The organism is Streptomyces sp. NPDC044063, from assembly GCF_056434285.1.
This window is the reverse complement of sequence record NZ_JBWKFM010000011.1, coordinates 145,501-168,154: the sequence shown is the minus strand read 5'-3', so window position 1 is coordinate 168,154 and position 22,654 is coordinate 145,501. Positions and strand designations below refer to the sequence as shown.

General features: G+C 71.2%; 21 protein-coding genes and 1 tRNA gene. 2 read left to right on the top strand and 20 right to left on the bottom strand.

What is annotated here, in order from left to right; translation table 11 throughout:
* Nucleotides 1-7: 7 nt before the first annotated feature.
* From atpE to AC07BS_RS16150, 18 genes are all read right to left on the bottom strand, one after another.
* Nucleotides 8-259: an ATP synthase F0 subunit C gene (gene atpE, locus AC07BS_RS16235; protein WP_030367998.1), complete on the bottom strand. Its 252-nt coding sequence runs from the start codon at nt 257-259 to the stop codon at nt 8-10.
* A gap of 76 nt (nt 260-335) precedes the next feature.
* On the bottom strand, nt 336-1,184 hold the full coding sequence (gene atpB, locus AC07BS_RS16230) for a F0F1 ATP synthase subunit A (protein ID WP_478642460.1): 849 nt from the start codon (nt 1,182-1,184) through the stop codon (nt 336-338).
* Between the two features lie 228 nt (nt 1,185-1,412).
* Nucleotides 1,413-1,850, bottom strand: coding sequence for a hypothetical protein (locus AC07BS_RS16225; RefSeq protein WP_478642463.1), 438 nt, complete (start codon nt 1,848-1,850; stop codon nt 1,413-1,415).
* A 289-nt stretch (nt 1,851-2,139) separates the two neighbouring features.
* Complete coding sequence (locus AC07BS_RS16220) at nt 2,140-3,477, bottom strand: MraY family glycosyltransferase (RefSeq protein WP_478643187.1); 1,338 nt, start codon at nt 3,475-3,477, stop codon at nt 2,140-2,142.
* Between the two features lie 100 nt (nt 3,478-3,577).
* A complete protein-coding gene (locus AC07BS_RS16215; protein WP_478932691.1) occupies nt 3,578-4,903 on the bottom strand; it encodes a serine hydroxymethyltransferase in 1,326 nt (441 codons plus the stop codon).
* Nucleotides 4,904-4,992: 89 nt separating this feature from the next.
* Nucleotides 4,993-5,646: an arsenate reductase/protein-tyrosine-phosphatase family protein gene (locus AC07BS_RS16210; RefSeq protein ID WP_478642467.1), complete on the bottom strand. Its 654-nt coding sequence runs from the start codon at nt 5,644-5,646 to the stop codon at nt 4,993-4,995.
* Nucleotides 5,643-6,290, bottom strand: coding sequence for an L-threonylcarbamoyladenylate synthase (locus AC07BS_RS16205; protein WP_478642470.1), 648 nt, complete (start codon nt 6,288-6,290; stop codon nt 5,643-5,645). Before AC07BS_RS16205 ends, AC07BS_RS16210 begins: the two co-directional genes overlap by 4 nt.
* Nucleotides 6,291-6,349: 59 nt before the next feature.
* A complete protein-coding gene (prmC, locus tag AC07BS_RS16200; RefSeq protein WP_478642473.1) occupies nt 6,350-7,195 on the bottom strand; it encodes a peptide chain release factor N(5)-glutamine methyltransferase in 846 nt (281 codons plus the stop codon).
* A 113-nt stretch (nt 7,196-7,308) separates the two neighbouring features.
* The gene (prfA, locus tag AC07BS_RS16195; RefSeq protein ID WP_478642475.1) at nt 7,309-8,388 is read right to left on the bottom strand and encodes a peptide chain release factor 1; all 1,080 of its coding nucleotides are present in this window, start codon (nt 8,386-8,388) and stop codon (nt 7,309-7,311) included.
* A gap of 120 nt (nt 8,389-8,508) precedes the next feature.
* On the bottom strand, nt 8,509-8,727 hold the full coding sequence (gene rpmE / locus AC07BS_RS16190) for a 50S ribosomal protein L31 (RefSeq protein WP_478642477.1): 219 nt from the start codon (nt 8,725-8,727) through the stop codon (nt 8,509-8,511).
* 134 nt (nt 8,728-8,861) lie between these two features.
* Complete coding sequence (locus tag AC07BS_RS16185) at nt 8,862-9,971, bottom strand: LCP family protein (protein WP_478932687.1); 1,110 nt, start codon at nt 9,969-9,971, stop codon at nt 8,862-8,864.
* 353 nt (nt 9,972-10,324) lie between these two features.
* A complete protein-coding gene (rho, locus tag AC07BS_RS16180) occupies nt 10,325-12,307 on the bottom strand; it encodes a transcription termination factor Rho (protein WP_478642481.1) in 1,983 nt (660 codons plus the stop codon).
* Between the two features lie 414 nt (nt 12,308-12,721).
* Complete coding sequence (gene thrB, locus AC07BS_RS16175) at nt 12,722-13,636, bottom strand: homoserine kinase (RefSeq protein ID WP_478642483.1); 915 nt, start codon at nt 13,634-13,636, stop codon at nt 12,722-12,724.
* 244 nt (nt 13,637-13,880) lie between these two features.
* Nucleotides 13,881-14,963: a threonine synthase gene (gene thrC, locus AC07BS_RS16170; protein ID WP_478932685.1), complete on the bottom strand. Its 1,083-nt coding sequence runs from the start codon at nt 14,961-14,963 to the stop codon at nt 13,881-13,883.
* A 25-nt stretch (nt 14,964-14,988) separates the two neighbouring features.
* On the bottom strand, nt 14,989-16,281 hold the full coding sequence (locus AC07BS_RS16165; protein WP_478932683.1) for a homoserine dehydrogenase: 1,293 nt from the start codon (nt 16,279-16,281) through the stop codon (nt 14,989-14,991).
* Between the two features lie 171 nt (nt 16,282-16,452).
* Nucleotides 16,453-17,844 carry a diaminopimelate decarboxylase gene (gene lysA / locus AC07BS_RS16160; RefSeq protein WP_478642488.1) on the bottom strand — a complete coding sequence of 464 codons (1,392 nt, stop codon included), beginning with the start codon at nt 17,842-17,844 and terminating at the stop codon, nt 16,453-16,455.
* A 13-nt stretch (nt 17,845-17,857) separates the two neighbouring features.
* On the bottom strand, nt 17,858-18,679 hold the full coding sequence (nrtL, locus tag AC07BS_RS16155; RefSeq protein ID WP_478932681.1) for an ArgS-related anticodon-binding protein NrtL: 822 nt from the start codon (nt 18,677-18,679) through the stop codon (nt 17,858-17,860).
* Between the two features lie 44 nt (nt 18,680-18,723).
* Nucleotides 18,724-19,200, bottom strand: a complete 477-nt coding sequence (locus AC07BS_RS16150; protein WP_478643189.1) for a response regulator — start codon at nt 19,198-19,200, stop codon at nt 18,724-18,726.
* A gap of 122 nt (nt 19,201-19,322) precedes the next feature.
* Here AC07BS_RS16150 and AC07BS_RS16145 point away from each other — a divergent pair.
* Nucleotides 19,323-19,394: transfer RNA gene (locus tag AC07BS_RS16145), tRNA-Arg, on the top strand.
* A 100-nt stretch (nt 19,395-19,494) separates the two neighbouring features.
* On the opposite strand, the gene AC07BS_RS16140 is transcribed toward AC07BS_RS16145, so the two are convergent.
* Complete coding sequence (locus AC07BS_RS16140) at nt 19,495-20,325, bottom strand: polysaccharide deacetylase family protein (protein ID WP_478642512.1); 831 nt, start codon at nt 20,323-20,325, stop codon at nt 19,495-19,497.
* Nucleotides 20,326-20,481: 156 nt separating this feature from the next.
* Nucleotides 20,482-21,579: a ferritin-like domain-containing protein gene (locus AC07BS_RS16135; RefSeq protein ID WP_478642513.1), complete on the bottom strand. Its 1,098-nt coding sequence runs from the start codon at nt 21,577-21,579 to the stop codon at nt 20,482-20,484.
* Nucleotides 21,580-21,690: 111 nt separating this feature from the next.
* Between AC07BS_RS16135 and AC07BS_RS16130 the strand changes: the two genes are divergently transcribed.
* Complete coding sequence (locus tag AC07BS_RS16130; protein WP_478932678.1) at nt 21,691-22,626, top strand: AurF N-oxygenase family protein; 936 nt, start codon at nt 21,691-21,693, stop codon at nt 22,624-22,626.
* Nucleotides 22,627-22,654 lie beyond the last annotated feature (28 nt).

Here is a 22,654-nt window from a genome sequence, read left to right as displayed (position 1 = left end):
GCCGGGATCAGGACGACGGGTAGACGAACGGCATGACCAGACCGATCAGGGCGAGCGCCTCACAGAAGGCGAAGCCGAGGATCTGGTTGGCACGGATCAGACCGGCGGCCTCGGGCTGGCGGGCCAGGGCCTGGGTGCCGTTACCGAAGACGATGCCGACGCCGACGCCGGGGCCGATCGCGGCGAGGCCGTAGCCGATCGAGCCCAGGTTGCCCTTGATCTCGACACCAGCGGCGATGGTCTGGAGAGCAGCAGACATGCTCGTTCTTCCTTCTCTTTCACGGACCGGTGGGGGTTGGCCACCGGACGATTGTTGGACTGGGCAGGCGAGGTGCTCAGTGGTGCTCGGCGAGCGCGCCCTGGATGTAGTTCGTGGCCAGCAGGACGAAGACGTACGCCTGGACGGCCTGGATGAAGAGCTCGAAGCCCGTCATGACGATGGTCATCACGAACGAGACACCGGCGTAGGCGATACCGACGCCGTTCAGCAGGTACCAGCTGGCGACGGTGAACATCAGGATCAGCAGGTGACCGGCGAACATGTTCGCGAAGAGCCGGACGGCGTGGGTGAACGGCCGGACCAGCACGTTCGAGAAGAACTCCAGGGTCACGGCCAGCGGGAGAACGCCACCCAGCGACTTGTCGTAGCCGGTGATGTTCTTCAGACCGCCGACGAAACCGTGGCGCTTGAAGGTCAGGTACATCCACATGACGTAGACGATCAGCGCGAGCGCCGCCGGGAAGGCGATGATCGAGGTCACGGGGAACTGGGCGACCGGGATGATCGACCAGAGGTTCATGATCCAGACGAAGAAGAACAGCGAGACCATGAAGGGGACGTACTTCTCGCCCTCCTTCTTGCCCAGCGCCTCGTAGACGATGCCGCGGCGCACGAAGTCGTAACCCGCCTCACCGACCATCTGGAGCTTGCCCGGGACGACCTTGGCCTTGCCGAACGCAGCCCAGAAGAAGCCGATCACGAGGATCGAGGTCAGCACCGCCAGGAGCATCGGCTTGTTGAACTCGATGCCACCGACGGTGAAGAGCGGCTCGAAGAGGAACGAGTGGAGGCCTGGGGCCGGGAAGCCGCACCCATCGAAGATGTGGCAATCGGTCTCGAAGGCGAGCAGCGTCTGGTCAGCACTCACCGCGAGCTCCTTCAGCGTGGCGCATAGGTACGGCAACCTCGTTGTGTCGGCGCGGCGCACAGCCGCGGAACGGCACTGGACTGGTCTTGCGGATGGGGGGGCAGGTGATCGGCGCGTAACCGATCGGCGTAACTGGCATCAGCTGCATGGACCGCCGATCGCGTCCCGGGATTCTCGGGAGTTCAGCCGCCTGCGCCCACTGTGCCTCAGATGGCACCGGACGATAGCAGGTGAGCATGCGAGCGCTTATCCCGGGCCTACCTGTCACGACGTGGACCCGGCGGGCGCGGTCTTCTTCGCGTCGGCGGAATCCGGATCCACATAAAAGATCTTGGCCTTCAGATACGCCCGCGTCTGGGCGGCGGTCCACACGAGGACGGCGGCCAGGAGGGCGAAGGCGAAGGCACGGGTATTGAAGAGCGACGTGTCCCGGAAGACCGCGAGAACGACCGCGGAGATCAGGAACTGGGTCACATAGAGCACCAGGCCCATGGCCTGGAACAGGTGCGGGAACGACTTGGCGGTCCGTTGCAGGACGAACAGGCCCATGGCCATGATCCCGCCGCCCACGGCGGTGCCGACGGCGGCACCGATTCCCCCCTTGCCACCGGCGAGCACCGAGGCGGTGACGACGGCGACCATGCCGGCGACGGCGGTCGGGACGGCGCACTGCAGAAGTGTTCGGGCGTCGTTGGACTGCATGAAGGGTTTCTCCGGCGAAGTCGGAAGCAACGATTCGTCGTGGACGAGCGTATCCCCGGGAATGAGGCGCGGCTCGCCACGAAGGACCGCCGCACCACGGTCCTTCGGCTCTATCACTCGGGTTTCGTGAACGGTATCACAAACTATTTGATGAGGTCTTTACCTACATCGTGTGCCGCACGTCACACGCAGGGGTCAATGCCCTGGTCATGGGGCTGACGGAGCACTTCTTCTCTGCTATGCGGAGGCGCTCCCGAGGCCGCGATCGTGACCGGTCGGAGACCTTGCGTCAGGAGACCTTGCGGGTGTGCGCGAAGCGCGAACGGTCGCCGACGGCCGTCGCGCCGTGGAGGCCCGCCGGCACCGGCTCGCGCTCCTCCCGCTCCCCCGCGACCTCGGCGGACGCGGTGGCTCCGGCGGGCTGCTCCCCCGTCGCGGCCGGCACGGCCCGGCGGCGGTAGCGCGGCGGAACGAACCGCTCCGCCCACCGCGGGGCCCGCGGCGTGAAGCGCGGCATCAGCAGCAGCACCAGTCCGACCGCGCTCAGCACGACGACGAGCAGCAGGATCCAGACACTGGCGGAGTTCACGGAATAGGCCACCGCGCCGAAGGCGATGAGGGCCGACCAGAAGTACATGATCAGCACGGCCCGGCTGTGCGAGTGCCCGATCTCCAGCAGCCGGTGGTGGAGGTGACCGCGGTCCGCCGCGAAGGGCGACTGCCCCTTCCAGGTGCGCCGCACGATGGCCAGCAGCAGGTCCGCCACCGGCACCGCGATCACCGTCAGCGGCAGCAGCAGCGGGATGTAGACCGGCACCGTGGCGTGCACCGCGGCCCGCTCGGAACCCGCCCACAGCTTGAGCGCGTCCGGGTCGACCTGGCCGGTGATGGAGATCGCTCCGGCCGCCAGCACCAGCCCGATGAGCATCGAGCCGGAGTCGCCCATGAAGATCCGCGCCGGGTGCATGTTGTGCGGCAGGAAGCCCAGGCACATGCCCATCAGGACCGCGGCGAACAGGGTCGCGGGCGCGGCCGCCTCCAGCCCGTGGCCGAACCACATCCGGTAGGCGTACATGAAGAACGCGGCCGCCGCGATGCACACCATGCCCGCGGCCAGGCCGTCGAGGCCGTCGACGAAGTTCACCGCGTTGATGGTGATCACCACCAGCGCCACGGTCAGCAGCGTGCCCTGCATCGGGGTGAGCGAGACCGTACCCACGCCCGGGACCGGGATGAAGAGGATCGTCAGGCCTTGGAGGACCATCACGCCGGCGGCGATCATCTGCCCGCCGAGCTTCACCAGCGCGTCGACGCCCCACTTGTCGTCCAGCACGCCCAGCAGCCAGATCAGGCCGGCGCCCGAGAGCAGCGCCCGCGGCTCGTTGGACAGCTCGAAGACGTGCTTGAGATTGGACAGGTGCGCCGCCACCAGCAGGCCCGCGCACAACCCGCCGAACATCGCGATGCCGCCGAGCCGGGGCGTGGGTTCCCGGTGCACGTCGCGCGCGCGGATCTCCGGCATGGCACCCGCCAGGATCGCGAACTTCCGCACCGGGCCCGTCAGCAGATAGGTGACCGCCGCGGTGACGCACAACGTCAGCAGGTATTCACGCACGGGCTGCCCCAGGGTTCGCGCCGGACATCACAGCCTCACACCATATTCGCGTCCGCCCCGGAACCGTGAATGCACGGGAAGACGTGCGCTGCCGCCCCGCGGTTGCAAATGATCACATGTGGGAGCGATACGGGGGGAACCCGCCGGCCAGCTCCGTCGCCTCGCCGCGCAGCTCGCCCTCCCGCCCCTCGCCGCGCAGCGCGGCCCCCGTCAGCGCCGCCACGCGCGCCATCTCGGCCTCGCCCATGCCCTGCGTGGTGACGGCCGCCGTGCCCATCCGCAGGCCCCGGGCGCCGGGCCGGGCCAGGCCGCAGGTGTCCAGGACGAGGCCGGCCGCGGCGAGCCGCCTGCGGGCCGTGGAGCCGTCCAGGGCGAGCGGGGCCGGGTCGGCGGTGATGATGTGGGTGTCGGTGCCTCCCGTGGCCACCAGCAGGCCCTCGGCGGCCAGCGCGGCGGCGAGCACCCGGGCGTTGGCGACCACCTGGTGGGCGTACGTCGTGAAGGCGGGCGTGGCGGCCTCCCCGAAGGCGACGGCCTTCGCCGCGACGGTGTGCATCTGCGCCCCGCCCTGGGTGAACGGGAAGAGCGCCCGGTCGATCCGCTCCGCCAGCCGGGCCCCGCACAGGATCAGCCCGCCGCGCGGCCCCCGCAGCACCTTGTGGGTGGTGGCGCAGACGACGTCGGCGTACGGGACGGGGCTGGGCGCCGCTCCCCCGGCCACCAGACCGATCGGGTGCGCCGCGTCCACCACCAGATACGCGCCCACCTCGTCGGCGATCTCGCGGAAGGCGGCGTAGTCGGGGTGCCGGGGGTACGAGATCGAGCCGCAGACGATGGCGCGCGGCATCCGGTCCCTGGCCAGGGCGCGCAGCTCCGCGTAGTCGACGAGGCCGGTGTCCTCGTCCAGCCCGTAGCCCACGAAGTCGAACCAGCGGCCGGAGAGGTTGGCCGGGGAGCCGTGGGTGAGGTGGCCGCCGTGCCGCAGGGACAGCGCCAGCACCGTGTCGCCGGGCTGGAGCAGGGCGGCGTAGGCGGCCAGCACGGCGGCGGTGCCGGAGTGCGGCTGGACGTTGGCGTGCTCGGCGCCGAAGAGGGCCCTGGCGCGCTCGGCGGCGGTGCGTTCGACGAGGTCGACCAGCTCGCAGCCGCCGTGGTGGCGGGCGCCGGGATAGCCCTCGGCGTACTTGTTGGTGAGCGGCGAACCGAGGGCGGCGAGGACGGCGGGCGAGGCGAAGTTCTCGGCGGCGGAGAGCTGGAGGCCGGTGGCCTGGCGCTCGGCCTCGGCGAGCAGCAGCCCGGCGACCTCGGGGTCCTGGCGCCGCAGCGTCTCGAAGCCGTGCCCCCAGGCGGGGGCCCGCTCCTGGGCGGGACGCTGCTCCCCGCTCGGCGCTGCGCCGGGGAGGCCGGCACTCCTGGCGGGGGTGTGGGTGACGGGCATCGCTGGCTCCGGGCTGTGCGGCGCGATGGTCTCAGCACCCACTGTAGGCCCGGCGCGGCACGGCCGCAGGGGACCGCCGCGGGGGGCTCTCAGAAGCGGGCCGGGACTCCCGTGAGCGCGGTGACGACCGGGTCGAGCGCCTGGTTGATCTCGTCGCCGATGGAGCGGAAGAAGGTGATGGGGGCGCCGTAGGGGTCGTGGACCTCGTCGGCCTCCGCGTTGGGCGCCAGCAGCCAGCCGCGCAGCGCGGCCGCGGCCTGCACCAGGGCGCGGGCGCGCTCGACCACGCCGCCGGCCCGCTCGGGGTCCGGCAGCGTCGCGGGGTCTATGGCCCGCACCAGCCGGGTGAACTCCTTCAGCGTGAAGGTGCGCAGGCCCGCCGAGTGGCCCATGGAGATGACCTGGGCGCGGTGGTCGCGGGTGGCGGTCAGGACCAGGTCGGCGCGGATGACGTGCTCGTCCAGCAGCTCGCGGCCGGTGAAGCCGAGCGCGTCGGCGCCGAAGTCGGCCAGGACGGTGGCGGCGTGGGCCTCCATGGGGGCGCCCTCGTGGCCCCAGGTGCCGGCGCTCTCCACCACCAGGCCGCCCGCCGCGGGGTCCCCGAGGCGGTGGGCGAGGGCATGCCGGGTCAGCCGCTCGGTGATCGGCGAGCGGCAGACGTTGCCGGTGCTGACGTGGAGGATGCGGAAAGAGTCGGTGGTGGTGTCCGGTCCCGCTATGCCACGCCCCTGCGGGGCGATCAATTGGCCACCTCGAGGTCGGGTACCACCTCGCGCAGCTGCTCGGCGCTGATGGCGCCGGCGCGCAGCAGGACGGGCACCTTGCCGGTGACGTCCACGATCGAGGAGGGCACGTCGGCCGGGGTGGCCCCGCCGTCGAGGTAGACGGAGACCGAGTCGCCGAGCATCTCCTGGGCGGCGTCGCAGGTCTGCGGGGCCGGGTGGCCGGTGAGGTTGGCGCTGGAGACGGCCATGGGGCCGAACTCGGTGAGCAGCTCGATCGCGACCGGGTGGAGGGGCATGCGGACCGCGACGGTGCCGCGGGTCTCGCCCAGGTCCCAGGTCAGCGACGGCTGGTGCTTGGCGACGAGGGTGAGGGCGCCGGGCCAGAAGGCGTCGACGAGCTCCCAGGCCTGCTCGGAGAAGTCCGTGACCAGGCCGTGGAGGGTGTTCGGGGAGCCGACGAGGACGGGCGAGGGCATGCCCCGGCCGCGGCCCTTGGCCTGCAGGAGGTCGCCGACGGCCTCGCGGCTGAAGGCGTCCGCACCGATGCCGTAGACGGTGTCGGTGGGCAGCACGACCAGCTCGCCGCGGCGCACCGCGGCGGCGGCTTCGCGCAGACCGGTCTTGCGGTCGGTCGCGTCGCTGCAGTCGTATCGCCGTGCCATGTAACGCGCCTCCTGGGTCGGTGTGTGGTGTCGTGCGGCGGTCCCGTTCGCCGGGGCCGTCATGGCAGCGCCTTGCGGGCGGTCGCGAAGCGCGGCCGGTTGTTGAGGTCCGGGTGGTCGGCCGCGTCGGCCCAGCCCCGCTCCTCGGTGAAGATCCACGGCACCTGGCCGCCCTGGGTGTCGGCGTGCTCGATGACGACGACGCCGCCGGGGCGCAGCAGGCGGTGCGCGGTGCGCTCCAGGCCGCGGATGGTGTCGAGGCCGTCCTCGCCGGAGAACAGCGCGAGCTCCGGGTCGTGGTCGCGGGCCTCGGGGGCGACGTGCTCCCACTCGGTGAGCGGGATGTACGGCGGGTTGGAGATGACCAGGTCGACCTGGCCGTCGAGCTCCGGGAGGGCGGTGAGCGCGTTGCCGTGGTGCAGCTGGACGCGGGAGCCCTCGATGTTCTTGCGGGCCCAGCCGAGCGCGGTGTCGTCGAGCTCGACGGCGTGGACGCGCGAGCGCGGCACCTCCTGGGCGAGGGCCAGCGCGATGGCGCCGGAACCCGTGCACAGGTCGACGATGAGGGGCTCGACGACGTCCATGGCCCGTACGGCGTCTATGGCCCAGCCGACGACCGACTCGGTCTCCGGCCGGGGCACGAAGACACCCGGGCCCACCTGGAGCTCGAGGTAGCGGAAGAAGGCACGGCCGGTGATGTGCTGGAGCGGCTCGCGCGCCTCGCGGCGCGCGACGGCCTCCCAGTAGCGGGCGTCGAAGTCGGCGTCCTTGACGTTGTGCAGCTCGCCGCGCTTGACACCGTGGACGAAGGCGGCGAGCTCCTCCGCGTCGAAGCGCGGGGACGGTACGCCGGCGTCGGCCAGCCGCTGAGTGGCTTGTGCCACCTCCGCTAGCAGCAGGTTCACGTTCTTCCTCTCGCGTCGGCGCTGCGGCGCTCCGCGCCCGCCGGGCGGGCTCGTCTCGTCGGCACCCGGTCTTGCGCCCTGTCTATCGCACTCGCGGACCCGTCGGGCCCGGCTCAGCTCGCGGCGGCGAGCTTGGCGGCCGAGTCGGCGTCGACGCAGGCCTGGATCACGGGATCCAGCTCGCCGTCGAGCACCTGGTCCAAGTTGTACGCCTTGAAGCCCACCCGGTGGTCCGAAATCCGGTTCTCCGGGAAGTTGTAGGTGCGGATCTTCTCGGAGCGGTCGACGGTGCGCACCTGGCTGCGGCGCGCGTCGGCGGCCTCGGCCTCGGCCTTCTCCTGGGCCGCGGCCAGCAGCCGGGAACGCAGGATGCGCAGGGCCTGCTCCTTGTTCTGGAGCTGGCTCTTCTCGTTCTGGCAGGAGGCGACGACGCCGGTCGGCAGGTGGGTGATGCGCACGGCCGAGTCGGTGGTGTTGACGGACTGGCCGCCGGGGCCCGAGGAGCGGTAGACGTCGATCCGCAGGTCGTTCATGTTGATCTCGACGTCGACCTCCTCCGCCTCGGGCGTGACGAGCACGCCGGCCGCGGAGGTGTGGATGCGGCCCTGGGACTCGGTGGCGGGCACGCGCTGGACGCGGTGGACGCCGCCCTCGTACTTCAGCCGGGCCCAGACGCCCTGGCCGGGCTCGGTCGCGCCGTTGCCGCCCTTGGTCTTCACCGCGACCTGGACGTCCTTGTAGCCGCCCAGCTCGGACTCGGTGGAGTCGATGATCTCGGTCTTCCAGCCGACGCGCTCGGCGTAGCGCAGGTACATGCGCAGCAGGTCGCCGGCGAAGAGGGCCGACTCGTCGCCGCCCGCGCCCGCTTTGATCTCCAGGATGACGTCCTTGTCGTCGCTGGGGTCGCGCGGGACGAGCAGCAGGCGCAGCTTCTCGGTGAGCTCCTCGCGCTGCTTGTCCAGGTCCTTCACCTCGGCGGCGAAGTCCGGGTCGTCGGCGGCGAGCTCGCGGGCCGTCTCGATGTCGTCGCCGGTCTGCTTCCAGGAGCGGTACGTGCCGACGATCGGGGTCAGCTCGGCGTAGCGCTTGTTGAGCTTGCGTGCGTTGGCCTGGTCGGCGTGCACGGCGGGGTCGGCGAGCCGCTTCTCGAGGTCGGCGTGCTCACCGATCAGTTCCTCGACTGCCTCGAACATCAAGATTCCCTAGCTGCTGGACGTGAGGGGCGGGGCGGGCCGGCGGCCTGCCGGACGACAAAGCGCCGGTCCGGTGGCCCAGCCGTGACTGGGCCACCGAGGACCGGCGCCTGCGGGTCGCTACTTCTTGGCAGCGGCCTTGCCGAAGCGGGCCTCGAACCGCGCCACGCGGCCACCGGTGTCGAGGATCTTCTGCTTGCCCGTGTAGAACGGGTGGCACTCGGAGCACACGTCGGCGCGGATGTTGCCGCCGGCGACGGTGCTACGGGTGGTGAACGACGCGCCACAGGTGCAGCTGACCTGCGTCTCGACGTACTCCGGGTGGATGTCGCGCTTCAAGGGGTTCTCCTAGGTTCGGGAGGGCACCGGGTCGCAGGGCGGGATTGCCTTACGTGAACCGGGGCCGACGTACCAGTCTGCCAGTACTGGCCGTATCCCCCAAAACGGGGGGCCGGGGCGGGATATTCCCGTGTCTACTTCACCACGTCGTCGGCCTCGGTCCGGGTGCCGGCGGCGTCCTTGAGCGCGGAGGCGGGGATCTCCTCGTCGGCGCGCAGGGCCTTCCAGACCTGGTCGGCCTGCTCGGTGATGGGCACCACGCGGTCGGCGTCGCGGGGGTCGGCGCCGACGGGCAGCGTGACCATGTGCATGTCGTCCGAGCCGATGCCCTTGAGGCCGGTGGAGAAGCTGTAGAGCTTGTTCACCGAGTTCAGGTCGCGGTCGGTGGTCAGCGCCTTGGTGGCGGTGTCCGCGATGCCGTAGAGCTTGGTGGGGCTGGTGAAGAGGCCGCCGGACTTCACCTGGTCGAGCAGGGCCTTGATGAAGGCCTGCTGGAGCTTGATCCGGCCGAGGTCGCTGCCGTCGCCCACGCCCTTGCGGGTACGGACCAGGCCGAGGGACTGCTCGCCGCTCAGGGTGTGGGTGCCGGCCGCGAGGTCGAGGTGGCTGGATTTGTCGTGGATGGCCCGGGTGGTGGTGACCTCCACGCCGCCCAGCTTGTCGATGAGCTTCCGGAAGCCGGCGAAGTCGACCTCCAGATAGTGATCCATCCGGATGTCGGTCATGGCCTCGACGGTCTTGACCGCGCAGACCGCGCCGCCGACGGAGTAGGCCTCGTTGAACTGGGCCCGCTTCACCGCGGGGCTGGTCTTCCCGTCCGGCATGACGCACGCGGGGCGGGCGACCATGGTGTCGCGCGGGATCGAGACGACGCTGGCCTTCTTGTGACCCGCGTAGACATGGACGATCATCGCCGTGTCGGAACGGGAGCTGCCCTCGTCCCGGCCGTACTCGCCATTGGCGCCGGCGCGGGAGTCGGAGCCGAGGACGAGGATGTCCTGGGAGCCGTTGTCGACGTTGTCGGGGCGGTTCTTGCCCAGGGCCGCGTTGATGTCGACGCTGTGCAGGTTGCCGTTGAGCTTGAAGTAGACGACGCCGAGTCCGGCGCCTCCGGCCAGGACCACGGCGGCCGCGGTCCAGGCGGCTATTCGGCGTTTGCGGCGCACGGGCGGCTTGCGCCGGCGGCCCTTGCCGCCACGACGGCGGTGGTTCCCACCCCGCGGGCTGCTGATGTCGTCGGCCATGCGCTCCTCAGTCCTTCTCTCTGACGTGCCCCCTGCTGCTTGACGGGGAAGTCTGCGACAGGGTTGCACAGCGGGTTCTGAGGACGGTCTGAGGAAAAATCGGTCGCACGGACCGCCCGTACCGCCGCTTCTACCCCTTTCACCTGGGATTTCGGTCATTGCGGGGGCATGGGATCCGGCCATTCGCACACGGTGCCGCTGTGGCGGATGTCTCAAAAGATCACAGAAAGATCACGATGTGCGCGAGGGGTGCGCGAGACCCCCGGGACACACCGGACGCGAGGGCCGAAAACGACGGGAGCCTCCCCGTCACAGGTGTGACGGGGAGGCTCCTCGAGTGCCGCGGGACGCGATCAGTCGTTGCCGTTCGGCGTGGACGGCGTCGTCTTGGCGATCTGCATCAGGAACTCGGCGTTGGATTTCGTCTGCTTCATCTTGTCCAGAAGCAGCTCGATGGCCTGCTGCGAGTCGAGCGCGTGGAGCACCCGGCGCAGCTTCCAGACGATGTTCAGCTCCTCGCCGCTGAGGAGGATCTCCTCCTTGCGGGTGCCGGACGGGTCGACGTCCACGGCCGGGAAGATGCGCTTGTCGGCGAGCTTCCGGTCGAGCTTGAGCTCCATGTTGCCGGTGCCCTTGAACTCCTCGAAGATCACCTCGTCCATGCGCGAGCCGGTCTCGACCAGCGCGGTGGCCAGGATGGTCAGCGAGCCGCCGTCCTCGATGTTGCGGGCGGCACCGAAGAACTTCTTCGGCGGGTAGAGCGCCGTGGAGTCGACACCACCGGACAGGATGCGGCCCGAGGCCGGCGCCGCCAGGTTGTAGGCGCGGCCCAGACGGGTGATCGAGTCCAGCAGGACGACCACGTCGTGGCCCAGCTCCACCAGGCGCTTGGCGCGCTCGATGGCCAGCTCCGCGACGGTGGTGTGGTCCTCGGCCGGGCGGTCGAAGGTCGAGGAGATGACCTCGCCCTTGACCGACCGCTGCATGTCGGTGACCTCTTCCGGACGCTCGTCGACCAGGACGACCATCAGGTGGCACTCGGGGTTGTTGGTGGTGATCGCGTTGGCGATCGCCTGCATGATCATGGTCTTACCGGTCTTCGGCGGGGCCACGATCAGACCGCGCTGGCCCTTGCCGATGGGGGCGACCAGGTCGATGATGCGGGTCGTCAGCACGCCCGGGTCCGTCTCCAGCCGCAGGCGGTCCTGCGGGTAGAGCGGGGTGAGCTTGCCGAACTCCGGACGGCCGCGGCCGTTCTCCGGCGGCATGCCGTTGACCGAGTCCAGACGGACGAGCGCGTTGAACTTCTCGCGCCGCTCGCCGTCCTTCGGCTGCCGGACCGCACCGGTGACGTGGTCACCCTTGCGCAGGCCGTTCTTGCGGACCTGGGCGAGGGAGACGTAGACGTCGTTCGGGCCCGGCAGGTAGCCGGAGGTCCGGATGAAGGCGTAGTTGTCGAGGATGTCGAGGATGCCCGCGACCGGGATCAGGACGTCGTCCTCGGAGACCTGCGGCTCGCCCGCGAAGTCCTCGCGGCCACGACGGCCACGACGGTCGCGGTAGCGGCCACGACGGCCGCGACGGCCGCCCTCGAAGTCGTCCTCGTCCTGCGGGCCGCCCTGCGGGGCGCCCTGCGGGGCACGGTCGCCGCGCTGCTGGCGGTCGCCCTTCTGCCCGGCCTCGCCGTCGCGGCCGCCACGGCGGTCGCGGTCGCGCTGGCCGCGCTCGGCGCGCTCACGGCGCTCGCCCTTCTGGCCGCGCTCGGCGCGGTCCTGGCGCTCGCCCTTGGCGGCCTTGCCCTCGGCGGTGTCGACGGCGGCCTCGGCCTTGGCCTCGGCGCGCTCCTCGGTACGGACGTCGGTCCGCGTCTCGGCACGGGCCTCGGCGGCGGCGGCCGGCTCGGGGCTGCCCGCGGCGGCGGTGGCACGCCGGCGGCGGCGCTCGCCGGCCGGGGCCTCGTCGCTGCTCGGCTGGCCCGGGATCTCGATCTGCTGCGGCGCGGCCGCGGCCTTCTCGGCCGGCTTCTCCGCGGCGGCCTCGCCCGTACGGGCGCGAGAGGTGGTACGGCGCTTCGGCTTGGTCTCGGCGGCCGGGGCCTCGGCCTTGGCGGGCGCGGCGCCGCCGCCGGCCTGCTTCTCCTTGATGACCTCGATCAGCTGGCCCTTGCGCATCCGCGCGGTGCCCTTGATGCCGAGGCCGGAAGCGAGCTGCTGGAGCTCGGCCAGGACCATGGCGTCGAGGCCCGTGCCCGAACGGCGCCGCTTGGGGGCGGCGGGAGCGTCCGTGGCGGGCGCGGAGGCAGCGTTCACGCCCATCAGATCGGTGGTGTCGCTCACGAAGGGGTCCTTCCCTGGAGCGGGCGTCGGCCTGTCTGGCTCGGCGACCGGTTGTGCTGTCCGGCTGCGGTCCTGATCTTCGGACCGGGCCGGGGCGGTGGTCCGCCGGGATTGCGGCGGAAGAATCAGTGCGGTGGTGCCGGCGTGATGAATGAGGGAAGGGCACGACATAACGCTTCACTCATGTCGCCCACGCCGATTCCGGAGCGTGCTCGCAACTGCTCAGGCAGGCTGCTCAGGCAGTTGGGGAGGCTCCCGGAAGAAAAGCGGTCCCTGATCGGGACACACAGCACCCAGCCGATGTGGCTTCGAGTGCAGACTTGAGGTTAACACTACCGGATCCCACAAACATTCCCCCTCTCCAAGACCGGCAACCGCGTTTCTCATGGGCCCGGATCTTCCGGACTCCACAGGTCAGGCGAGCGGCAGCACGCTCGTCCCCCCGGCGTCGAGGGTCAGCCGATTGGCCGCCCATCCCTCGCCCGCCAGCCGTGCGACCTTGTCGGCCGCACCGTCCTCGACCAGCGCGAGCACCGTGGGCCCCGCGCCGGAGATGACCGCGGGCACCCCGTCCGCCCGCAGTCGGTTGACCAGGGCCACGCTCTCCGGCATCGCCGGAGCGCGGTATTCCTGGTGGAGCCGGTCCTCGGTGGCCGGCAGCAGCAGCCCGGGACGCCTGGTCAGGGCCTCGACGAGCAGTGCCGCGCGCCCCGCGTTGGCGGCCGCGTCCACATGGGGGACGCTGCGCGGCAGCAGACCGCGCGCGGTTTCGGTCAGTACGGGCCTCGACGGCACGAAGACCACCGGAACGATGGAATCCGCAGGGTCCATCCGAATGGCCCGGGCGACCCCGGACTCCATCCAGGCGAGGGTGAACCCGCCGAGCAGACAGGCGGCGACGTTGTCGGGGTGGCCCTCGATCTCGGTGGCCAGCTCCAGCATGGCCGCGTCGTCGAGCTTCTCGGCCCCGCCTATGGTCACCGCGCGGGCGGCGACGATGCCCGCGCAGATGGCCGCGGACGAGGAACCGAGGCCCCGCCCGTGCGGAATGCGGTTGGCGCAGACGACCTCCAGACCGCGCGGCTGGCCGCCGAGCAGGTCGAAGGTGGTGCGCAGGGACCGTACGAGGAGATGACTCTCGTCGCGCGGGAGGGTGTCGGCTCCCTCACCGGCGATGTCGACGTGCAGCCCGGATTCCGCCACCCGGACCACGACATCGTCGTAGAGCCCCAGGGACAGGCCGAGGGCGTCGAAGCCGGGACCGAGGTTTGCGCTGGTGGCGGGGGTGCGCACTCGGACGGCGGCGGCGCGGAACGCGGGACCGGCCATCGCTCGATGACTCTCCTTGGTGTGGCCGTGGTTGATGGCGTGCGACATCCGCAAGGGCCGCGACGGCGATACCGCGTGGGGACGGCACGGTCAGCGACGGGGCGGAGTGTGCACAGCCTATCGAAGGAAGGTTCAGTGGCGACATAGGGCGCACAGGAGGCGCACGATGCGTGTCGCACTGCTACCTGTGCATCTGTCGGTTTTGCGACCGGGTGCCCGGTAGCGGGCACCCGGTCACGACGGGTCAGAGCAGCCCGAGCTCGCGGGCCGCGACGCCGGCGTCCACCGGCACCGTCCGCGGCTGCGGAGCGCCCGCCACCGCCCAGTCCGGGTCCTTGAGGCCGTTTCCGGTCACCGTGCACACGATGCGCTGGCCGGGGTCGACGAGCCCCAGCTCGGCGGCCTTGAGCAGACCGGCCACCGACGCCGCCGAGGCGGGCTCCACGAAGACACCCTCCTGCGCGGCCAACAGCCGGTAGGCGGCCAGGATCTGCCGGTCGGTCACCTCGTCGATGAGACCGCCGGACTCGTCGCGCGCGGCCTCCGCGTTGGCCCAGGAGGCCGGGTTGCCGATGCGGATGGCGGTGGCGATGGTGTGCGGGTCCTTGACCGGCTCGCCGCGCACGATCGGCGCCGAACCGGAGGCCTGGAAGCCCCACATCCGGGGGGTGCGGCCGGCGATGCCGTCCGCGGCGTACTCGCGGTAGCCCCGCCAGTAGGCCGTGATGTTGCCCGCGTTGCCGACCGGCAGCACATGGATGTCGGGCGCGTCGCCGAGGGCGTCGACGATCTCGAACGCGGCCGTCTTCTGGCCCTCGATGCGCACCGGGTTGACCGAATTGACCAGCGCCACCGGGTAGTTGTCGGACAGGCCGCGGGCGAGCGTCAGGCAGTCGTCGAAGTTGCCGTCGACCTGGAGGATGCGCGCGCCGTGGACGAGCGCCTGGCCCATCTTGCCGAGCGCGATCTTGCCCTGCGGCACGAGGACGGCGCAGACCATGCCGGCGCGCACCGCGTAGGCCGCGGCGGAGGCGGAGGTGTTGCCCGTGGAGGCGCAGATGACGGCGCGCGCTCCCTCTTCCTTCGCCCGGGTGATGGCCATGGTCATACCGCGGTCCTTGAACGAACCGGTCGGGTTGGCGCCCTCCACCTTGAGGTGGACCTCGCAGCCCGTGCGCTCGGAGAGCACCTGGGCGGGGACGAGCGGGGTGCCGCCCTCGCGCAGGGTGACGACCGGCGTGCCGGCGCTGACCGGCAGACGGTCGCGGTATTCCTCGATGATGCCGCGCCACTGGTGGGTGCCGGGGCGGCTGTTGCTGGCAGACATGTTCTTCCTGATCCCCTTACTCGCCTTACTCGCCCTCGACCCGCATGATGCTCGCGACCCCGCGGACCGTCTCCATCCCGCGCAGCGCCCCGACCGTCGCGGAGAGCGCGGCGTCGGCGGCCCGGTGGGTGACGACGACGAGGGAGGCCTCGCCGCCCTTGCCCTGCTGGCGGACCGTGTCGATGGACACGCCGTGCTCGGCGAAGACCGTGGCCACCTGGGCCAGCACGCCCGGTTTGTCGGCCACGTCCAGGCTGATGTGGTAGCGGGTGACCACGTCGCCCATCGGGCTCACCGGCAGCCGGGTGTAGGCGGACTCACCGGGTCCGGTGGACTGGGCGAGCTTGTTGCGGCAGACGGCGACGAGGTCGCCGAGGACGGCGGAGGCGGTCGGCGCGCCGCCCGCGCCCGGGCCGTAGAACATCAGCTGCCCGGCCGCCTCGGCCTCGACGAACACCGCGTTGTAGGCCTCGCGGACGGAGGCGAGCGGGTGGCTCAGCGGGATCATCGCCGGGTGGACACGGGCGGTGACCGACTGCCCGTCGGCCGCGCGCTCGCAGATGGCCAGCAGCTTGATGGTGCAGCCCATCTCCTTCGCGGAGGCGAAGTCCGCGGCGGTGACCTCCGTCATGCCCTCGCGATAGACATCGTCGAGGCGCACCCGGGTGTGGAAGGCGATACCGGCCAGGATCGCGGCCTTGGCGGCGGCGTCGAAGCCCTCGACGTCGGCGGTCGGGTCGGCCTCGGCGTAGCCCAGCGCGGTGGCCTCGTCGAGGGCCTCGGAGTAGCCGGCCCCGCTGGAGTCCATCCGGTCGAGGATGAAGTTGGTGGTGCCGTTGACGATGCCCAGCACCCGGTTGACCTTGTCGCCGGCGAGGGACTCGCGCAGCGGGCGGATCAGCGGGATCGCGCCGGCGACGGCGGCCTCGTAGTAGAGGTCGGTGCCGTGCTGCTCGGCGGCGGCGTGGAGCTCCGCGCCGTCCTGGGCGAGCAGCGCCTTGTTGGCGGAGACGACGCTCGCGCCGTGCTCGAGGGCGGTGGTGATGAGGGTGCGCGCGGGCTCGATACCGCCGATGACCTCGATGACCACGTCGATGTCGCCGCGCTTGACGAGGGCGGTGGCGTCGGTGGTGATCAGATCGGCGGGCACCCCGGCGCGCACCCGGTCGGGACGGCGCACGGCGATGCCGGCGAGCTCGACCGGCGCTCCGACGCGCTGCGCGAGGTCGTCCGCGTGCGTCGTCATGATGCGCGTCACCTCGGAGCCGACCACTCCACAGCCCAGCAGCGCCACCTTCAGCGGACGCGTACGCATCATCCGACCTCGTTTCTCATACATCTTCGGTGGGTAACAGTCTCACTCACCGGACGGGGGATTCCTCCCCCGGTCCAGTATCCGAGACCCGTTTCTCTGTTTTCGGTTGTTTTCACGACGACGTTTCACGCCGGCCGTTTCACGCCGGCCGTTTCCGTGGGCCGACGTGTTCCGTCAGCCGACGTCGAGACGGAGGAGGTCCTCCTCCGTCTCCCGTCGGACGATCACTCGCGCCTCGCCGTCGCGGACGGCGACGACCGGGGGCCGCAGCGCGTGGTTGTAGTTGCTCGCCATCGAGCGGCAGTACGCGCCGGTGGCCGGCACGGCGAGGAGGTCCCCGGGGGCCACGTCGGCGGGCAGGAAGGCGTCGCGCACGACGATGTCGCCGGACTCGCAGTGCTTGCCCACCACCCGGGTGAGCATGGGCTCGGCGGTGGAGGTGCGGGAGGCGAGCGCGACGGAGTACTCCGCGTCGTACAGCGCGGTACGGATGTTGTCGGACATCCCGCCGTCGACGCTGACGTACGTCCGCAGACCCGGCAGTTCCTTGACCGTGCCCACCTCGTAGAGCGTGAAGGCCGTCGGGCCGACGATCGCACGGCCCGGCTCCACGGAGATGCGCGGCACGGCCAGCCCGGCGGCCGCGCACTCACGGGTGACGATCGCGCGCAGGGCGGCGGCGATCTCGTGCGGCTCGCGCGGGTCGTCGTCGGAGGTGTACGCGATGCCCAGGCCGCCGCCCAGGTCGATCTCGGGCAGCTCGACGCCGTGCTCGTCGCGGATCTGCGCGAGCAGCCCGACCACGCGGTGGGCGGCCACCTCGAACCCGGAGGTGTCGAAGATCTGCGAGCCGATGTGGGAGTGGATGCCGACGAGCTCCAGGCCGTCGAGCTTGAGCGCCCGCCGCACGGCCTCTGCGGCCTGCCCGCCGGCGAGCGGGAGCCCGAACTTCTGGTCCTCGTGGGCGGTGGCGATGAACTCGTGGGTGTGCGCCTCGACGCCGACGGTCACCCGGATCTGTACGCGCTGCCGCCGGCCGAGCCGCTCGGCGATGTGCGCGACGCGCACGATCTCCTGGAAGGAGTCGACGACGATCCGGCCCACGCCGGCCTCGACCGCGCGGGTGATCTCCTCGGTGGACTTGTTGTTGCCGTGGAGGGCGATGCGCTCGGCGGGCATCCCGGCCCCGAGGGCGGTGGCGAGCTCGCCGCCGGAGCAGACGTCGAGGTTGAGGCCCTCCTCGTGCAGCCAGCGCACGATCGCCCGGGAGAGGAAGGCCTTGCCGGCGTAGAAGACGTCGGCGTCCGCGCCGAAGGCCTCGCGCCAGGCGCGGCAGCGCGCGCGGAAGTCGGTCTCGTCCAGGAAGTACGCGGGCGTGCCGAACTCCTCGGCCAGCCGGTCGACGCCGATCCCGCCGACGGTGACGACGCCGTCGGCGTTCCGGTCGACGGTACGGGCCCAGACGCGCGGGTCGAGGACGTTGAGGTCGGCGGGCGGCGGCGTGTAATGGCCCTCGGGAAGGACGTCGGCGTAGCGGGGCCCGGCGGGGTGGGCGGAACGGCTCATGGTGGCGATCCCCTTACAGATGTGCGGGTGCGGTGATGCCGAGCTGGTGGAGGCCGTCGGCGAGCACCGCGCCCGTGGCCTCGGCGAGGGCCAGGCGGGCACGGTGGACGACCGAGGGTTTCTCGTCACCGCGCGGCAGCACCGGGCACGCGGCCTGCCATCGCAGGAAGGCGTCCGCGACCCGCTCCAGATGCCGGGCGAGGCGCTCGGGGGCGCGCGTCGCGCCGACCCGGGTGTGGTCGCCGAGGGCGGCGAGGAGAGGTGCGGCGGCGGTGTCGTCGCCGAAGTCGCCGGGGGCGGCCGCGAAGCCGAGGTCCCGGGCGTTACGGGTGAGGGCGCGGGTGCGCGCGTGGGCGTAGCGGACGCGGAAGAGCGGATTGCTCTCGCGCTGGACGAGCAGCAGCTCCCGGTCCAGACCGGGCGGCGTGACCATGCTCCAGCGGGCGGCGTCGGAACCGAGCCGGGCGACGAGCGCGGCGCCGGGGGCGAGCGGCAGGGGCTCGCCGTGGAGCCCTCCGGCCAGCAGCTCGCGGACGATGCCGGGGCCGGGGAGCTCGGCGAGGGTGATGTTCAGGAATCCGGGCCCGGCGATGTCGACCCGGGCGATACCGGGCCGGGCGGCGAGCCGCCGCCGGAGCACCTCGGCGACCTCGCGGGCGGGCCGGCCGGTGTCCTGGGCGACGCGCAGGGCGACGTTGGTGGCGTAGTCGCCGCACCCCGGCCGCGGGGGGACCCGCACGCTGACCCGCTCCGGCACGACGGCGGGCAGCTCGTCCGCCTCGACGGCGCGGCGCACGGTGTCCAGCACGGTGCGGGTGAGATCGGCGGGGGTCACAGGGCAAGCCTAGGGGAGAGGGTGCCCCGCACCGCGAACCGGTTTCACCCTGCGGGACGGACGACGGGCTCGGGGTCGCCCGGCGCCCCCTCCCCCGCGGGCCGTCCCGCCAGCCTCCGTACCAGCCGCACCATCTCCTGCGGCTCGAACGGCTTCGCCAGGAACGCGTCCACACCGGCCGACCGCCCGCCCTCCACCTCGAAGGGGGTGCAGGCGCTGATGATCGCGAGCGGGATGTCCCGCGTCCGTACGTCGGCCCGCAGCCGAGCCGCCGTGCGCAGCCCGTCGAGCCGGGGCATCACCACGTCCAGGGTCACCACGTCGGGTCGTACCCGGTGCACGATCTCCAGGCACTCGGCACCATCGGCCGCGGTCACGACCTCGAAGCCTTCGAGCTCGAGGTTGACCCTGATCAGCTGCCGGATGACCCTGTTGTCGTCCACAACAAGGACCCGGCCGGACAAGCCAGGCACACCCCGAGAGTAGGCGCGCCTCCGCCCCGCCGTCCGGCTTTTCCCCACTTCCACCCCGCCCGGGCGACCCGCCCGCCTCCCCGTCCTCTTTTCGATCACTGTTGCCGGACACCCCACGGGAGCTGGTAGTGTTCTACCCGTCGCCGCGAGCGAGAGCCACCGGCCGACACGCCCCCGTAGCTCAGGGGATAGAGCAACGGCCTCCGGAGCCGTGTGCGCAGGTTCGAATCCTGCCGGGGGCACTTCACTTGAAGTGCCGGAAGACCCCGCCGTCAGCAGAGATGCTACGAGCGGGGTCTTTTGCGTATCCGGTCAGATCTTGCCGTTCCAGACCTTCCCGCCTCAGATCTTGGGGAAGTCGAAGCCGTACCCCTCCCCCTTGAGCCAGGTGATGCAGCGGGACAGGGCCTCGACGCTCTGGCTGCGTTCGCCGCCGCCGTCGTGGAAGAGGATGACCGGGCCGCTGGAGATCTCGCGTTTGACCGTCTCGACGATGCGGTCCACGCCGGGGCGCTGCCAGTCGTGGGTGTCGACGTTCCAGCCGAGGGGGCGCATGCCGTTCGCCGCGGCGACGCCCCGGCTGTAGGGGGTGAAGGCGCCACCGGGGGCGCGGTAGTAGCGGACCTTCGCGCCGCCCGCCACGGACTCGATCATCTTCCGGGCGTCGAGGACCTGCTGCCGCTGGTAGTCCTCGGAACGTTTGTCCATCGCGGTGTTGTGATCCACGGAGTGGTCGCAGAGCCGGTGGCCCTCGGCGACGACCTTCCGGACGAGGTCGGGGAAGGCCTTGGCGGACGGGCCGATCATGCAGAAGGTGGCCTTGACGCCGTTCTCCCTCAGGACGGCGAGCGTCCTGGGGGTCCACTTGGGGTCGGGGCCGTCGTCGATGGTGAGGGCGACGGTCTTCCCGCCGCGCTCGGTGTCGTGGGTCATCTCGGGCGACACCGGGCCGGTGGGTTCCGGGGCGCCCTGGGAGCCGGTCGGCGTACCGGCCGGGCTCCCGGTGCCGGCCGGCGGCGGGGACGGGGTGGACCCCGTCGCGCTGGTCGGGGGCCCGGACCTGCCGGAGTCCTCCGTCGCGACGGCCACCGTCCCCGATATCACCCCCGCCAGCGCCACCACCCCTCCCGCCGCGATCGCGATGTGCCGCCGGTGAGCGGTCAAGCGAGCCATGGACGTGTCCCCCCAATCCCCCGAAGCGCACGTGAAAGGTTCCTGCCCGCGTAGACGGCCGTTTACCGCATTCCGTTCCGGAACACCGCATCTCTCACGGCTTTTGGACAGAACAGTCACGGAGTCCTCAGAAGAATCCCGGAGTTGTCACGACCGTTACGCTTCCGCGATCGTCTCGGCGACCTCGGCGGTACGGGCGGCCTCCTCCTCGGCGAATCGGCGGGCGTCGAGTTCCTCGGCGATCTCCTCGTCCTCGGCCATCAGCCGGTCCAGGCTGGCGTCGCCCATCTCCAGTACCCCCATATCCACATAGGCACGCTGGAGCCTCTCGCCCCACAGACCGATGTCCTTCACACACGGCACAATGCGACTGAAGAGCAACTTCCGGAAGATCCTCAGGAATTCGGACCGCTCGCTCAGCACGGCCGCCTCGGCGGCCGGCACGCCGAAGTCGGCCAGGACCTCGTCCCCGCGCAGCCGGTCCCGCATCAGGTAGCAGCCCTCGATCACGAACTCCTCGCGCTCCCGGCGCTCGGCCTCGGAGAGCTGCCGGTAGTAGTCGCGCAGGGCCATCCGGCCGAAAGCGACGTGCCGCGCCTCGTCCTGCATCACATAGGCCAGGATCTGATGGGGCAGCGGTTTCCTCGTGTTGTCGCGCAGCATTCCGAAGGCAGCGAGCGCGAGCCCCTCGATCAGCACCTGCATTCCCAGGTACGGCATGTCCCAGCGGGAATCGCGCAAGGTGTCGCCGAGCAGCGCCTGAAGGCTGGAATTGACCGGATAGAGCATTCCGATCTTCTCGTGCAGGAATCTGCTGTAGATCTCCACATGCCGGGCCTCGTCCATGGCCTGGGTGGCGGCGTAGAACTTGGCGTCCAGATCCGGCACGGACTCCACGATGCGGCTCGCGCACACCAGGGCACCCTGCTCACCGTGGAGGAACTGGCTGAACTGCCAGGAGGCGAAATGGCGGCGCATGGCGCGCCGGTCGCGCTCGTTCATCCGGTCCCAGTACGGCGTGCCGTACACCATGAGGTTCTCGTCCGGGACGCCCAGCGGGTCGTACGGATCCACGTCCAGGTCCCAGTCGATGCGCCGGTCCGCGTCCCACTGCTTGTCCTTGCCCTTCTGGTAGAGGGCGAGGAGCCGCTCGCGTCCGTCGTCGTAGTCCCAGGCGAAGCGGGCGGCGCCCGAGGCGGGGACCTCCCAGAGGGCGGCACCGGGGTCGTGGATGTAGGGCTCGCGCGTCGTCATCGTCGCGCCTCCTGTCTCGTGCGTCATGGCGTCGGGGGTTGACCCGCCTTGCTGACACGCAGTCTCATAAGAACGTACCCCGGGTAACCCCAATCTGAGGTGGAATCGGCCATGACCACGGCCCCTGATCGGCACTCCCTCACGTCCCAGGACCCACTCGGTCCCCTCACGGACCGGGAACGCGTCGCCGAGCGCCTGCTCACATCCTCCGCCCGGCACTCCTACGACCCCGACACCGAACTCGACTGGGACGCCCCGTTCGAACCCGGGAAGTGGCTCCTGCCGCCGGAGCTCATATCCCTCTACGACACGCCGTTATGGCGCCGGATGCCGGAGGAGCGGCGCATGGAGCTCGCCCGGCACGAGCTCTCCTCGCTCGCCTCGCTCGGCATCTGGTTCGAGATCATCCTGATGCAGCTGCTGGTCCGTCACATCTACGACAAGCCGGTCACCAGCGCCCACGTCCGCTACGCCCTCACCGAGATCGCCGACGAGTGCCGGCACTCGAAGATGTTCGCCCGGCTGATCCATACGGTGGGCGGCCCCACCTACCCCGTCAGCCCCCTCCACCACAATCTCGCCCGGGTCCTCAAGACCGTCTCCACCACGCCCGGCTCCTTCGCCTGCACCCTGCTCGGCGAGGAGATCCTCGACCACATGCAGCGGCTGACCTTCCCCGACGAGCGCGTCCAGCCCCTCGTCCGCGGCGTCACCCGCATCCACGTCGTGGAGGAGGCCCGCCATGTGCGCTACGCGCGCGAGGAGCTGCGCCGCCAGATGGCGACGGCCCCGCGCTGGGAGGCCGAGCTCACCCGGATCAGCGTGGGCGAGGCCGCCCGCGTCTTCTCCCTCGCCTTCGTCAACCCCGCCGTCTACACCGACGTGGGCCTCGACCGCCGCGAGGCCGTGTCCCAGGTGCGCGCCAGCGGCCACCGGCGCGAGGTGATGCGGGGCGGCGCCCGCCAGCTGACGGACTTCCTCGACGACATCGGCCTGCTGAGGGGCGTCGGCCGACGGCTGTGGCAGAGCTCGGGCCTGCTGGCCTGACCCGGCGGTCCGGCGCGCCCCGGCCCGT

Excerpts from the sequence above, each read along its gene's own strand:
- thrB (WP_478642483.1), bottom strand. The coding sequence starts at position 13,636 with ATGGCCGGTCCCGCGTTCCGCGCCGCCGCCGTCCGAGTGCGCACCCCC.
- AC07BS_RS16215 (WP_478932691.1), bottom strand. The coding sequence starts at position 4,903 with ATGCCCGTCACCCACACCCCCGCCAGGAGTGCCGGCCTCCCCGGCGCA.
- AC07BS_RS16205 (WP_478642470.1), bottom strand. The coding sequence starts at position 6,290 with ATGGCACGGCGATACGACTGCAGCGACGCGACCGACCGCAAGACCGGT.
- lysA (WP_478642488.1), bottom strand. The coding sequence starts at position 17,844 with ATGAGCCGTTCCGCCCACCCCGCCGGGCCCCGCTACGCCGACGTCCTT.
- AC07BS_RS16140 (WP_478642512.1), bottom strand. The coding sequence starts at position 20,325 with ATGGCTCGCTTGACCGCTCACCGGCGGCACATCGCGATCGCGGCGGGA.
- thrC (WP_478932685.1), bottom strand. The coding sequence starts at position 14,963 with ATGTCTGCCAGCAACAGCCGCCCCGGCACCCACCAGTGGCGCGGCATC.
- AC07BS_RS16130 (WP_478932678.1), top strand. The coding sequence starts at position 21,691 with ATGACCACGGCCCCTGATCGGCACTCCCTCACGTCCCAGGACCCACTC.
- AC07BS_RS16135 (WP_478642513.1), bottom strand. The coding sequence starts at position 21,579 with ATGACGACGCGCGAGCCCTACATCCACGACCCCGGTGCCGCCCTCTGG.
- AC07BS_RS16185 (WP_478932687.1), bottom strand. The coding sequence starts at position 9,971 with ATGGCCGACGACATCAGCAGCCCGCGGGGTGGGAACCACCGCCGTCGT.
- AC07BS_RS16165 (WP_478932683.1), bottom strand. The coding sequence starts at position 16,281 with ATGATGCGTACGCGTCCGCTGAAGGTGGCGCTGCTGGGCTGTGGAGTG.
- atpE (WP_030367998.1), bottom strand. The coding sequence starts at position 259 with ATGTCTGCTGCTCTCCAGACCATCGCCGCTGGTGTCGAGATCAAGGGC.
- AC07BS_RS16225 (WP_478642463.1), bottom strand. The coding sequence starts at position 1,850 with ATGCAGTCCAACGACGCCCGAACACTTCTGCAGTGCGCCGTCCCGACC.
- prfA (WP_478642475.1), bottom strand. The coding sequence starts at position 8,388 with ATGTTCGAGGCAGTCGAGGAACTGATCGGTGAGCACGCCGACCTCGAG.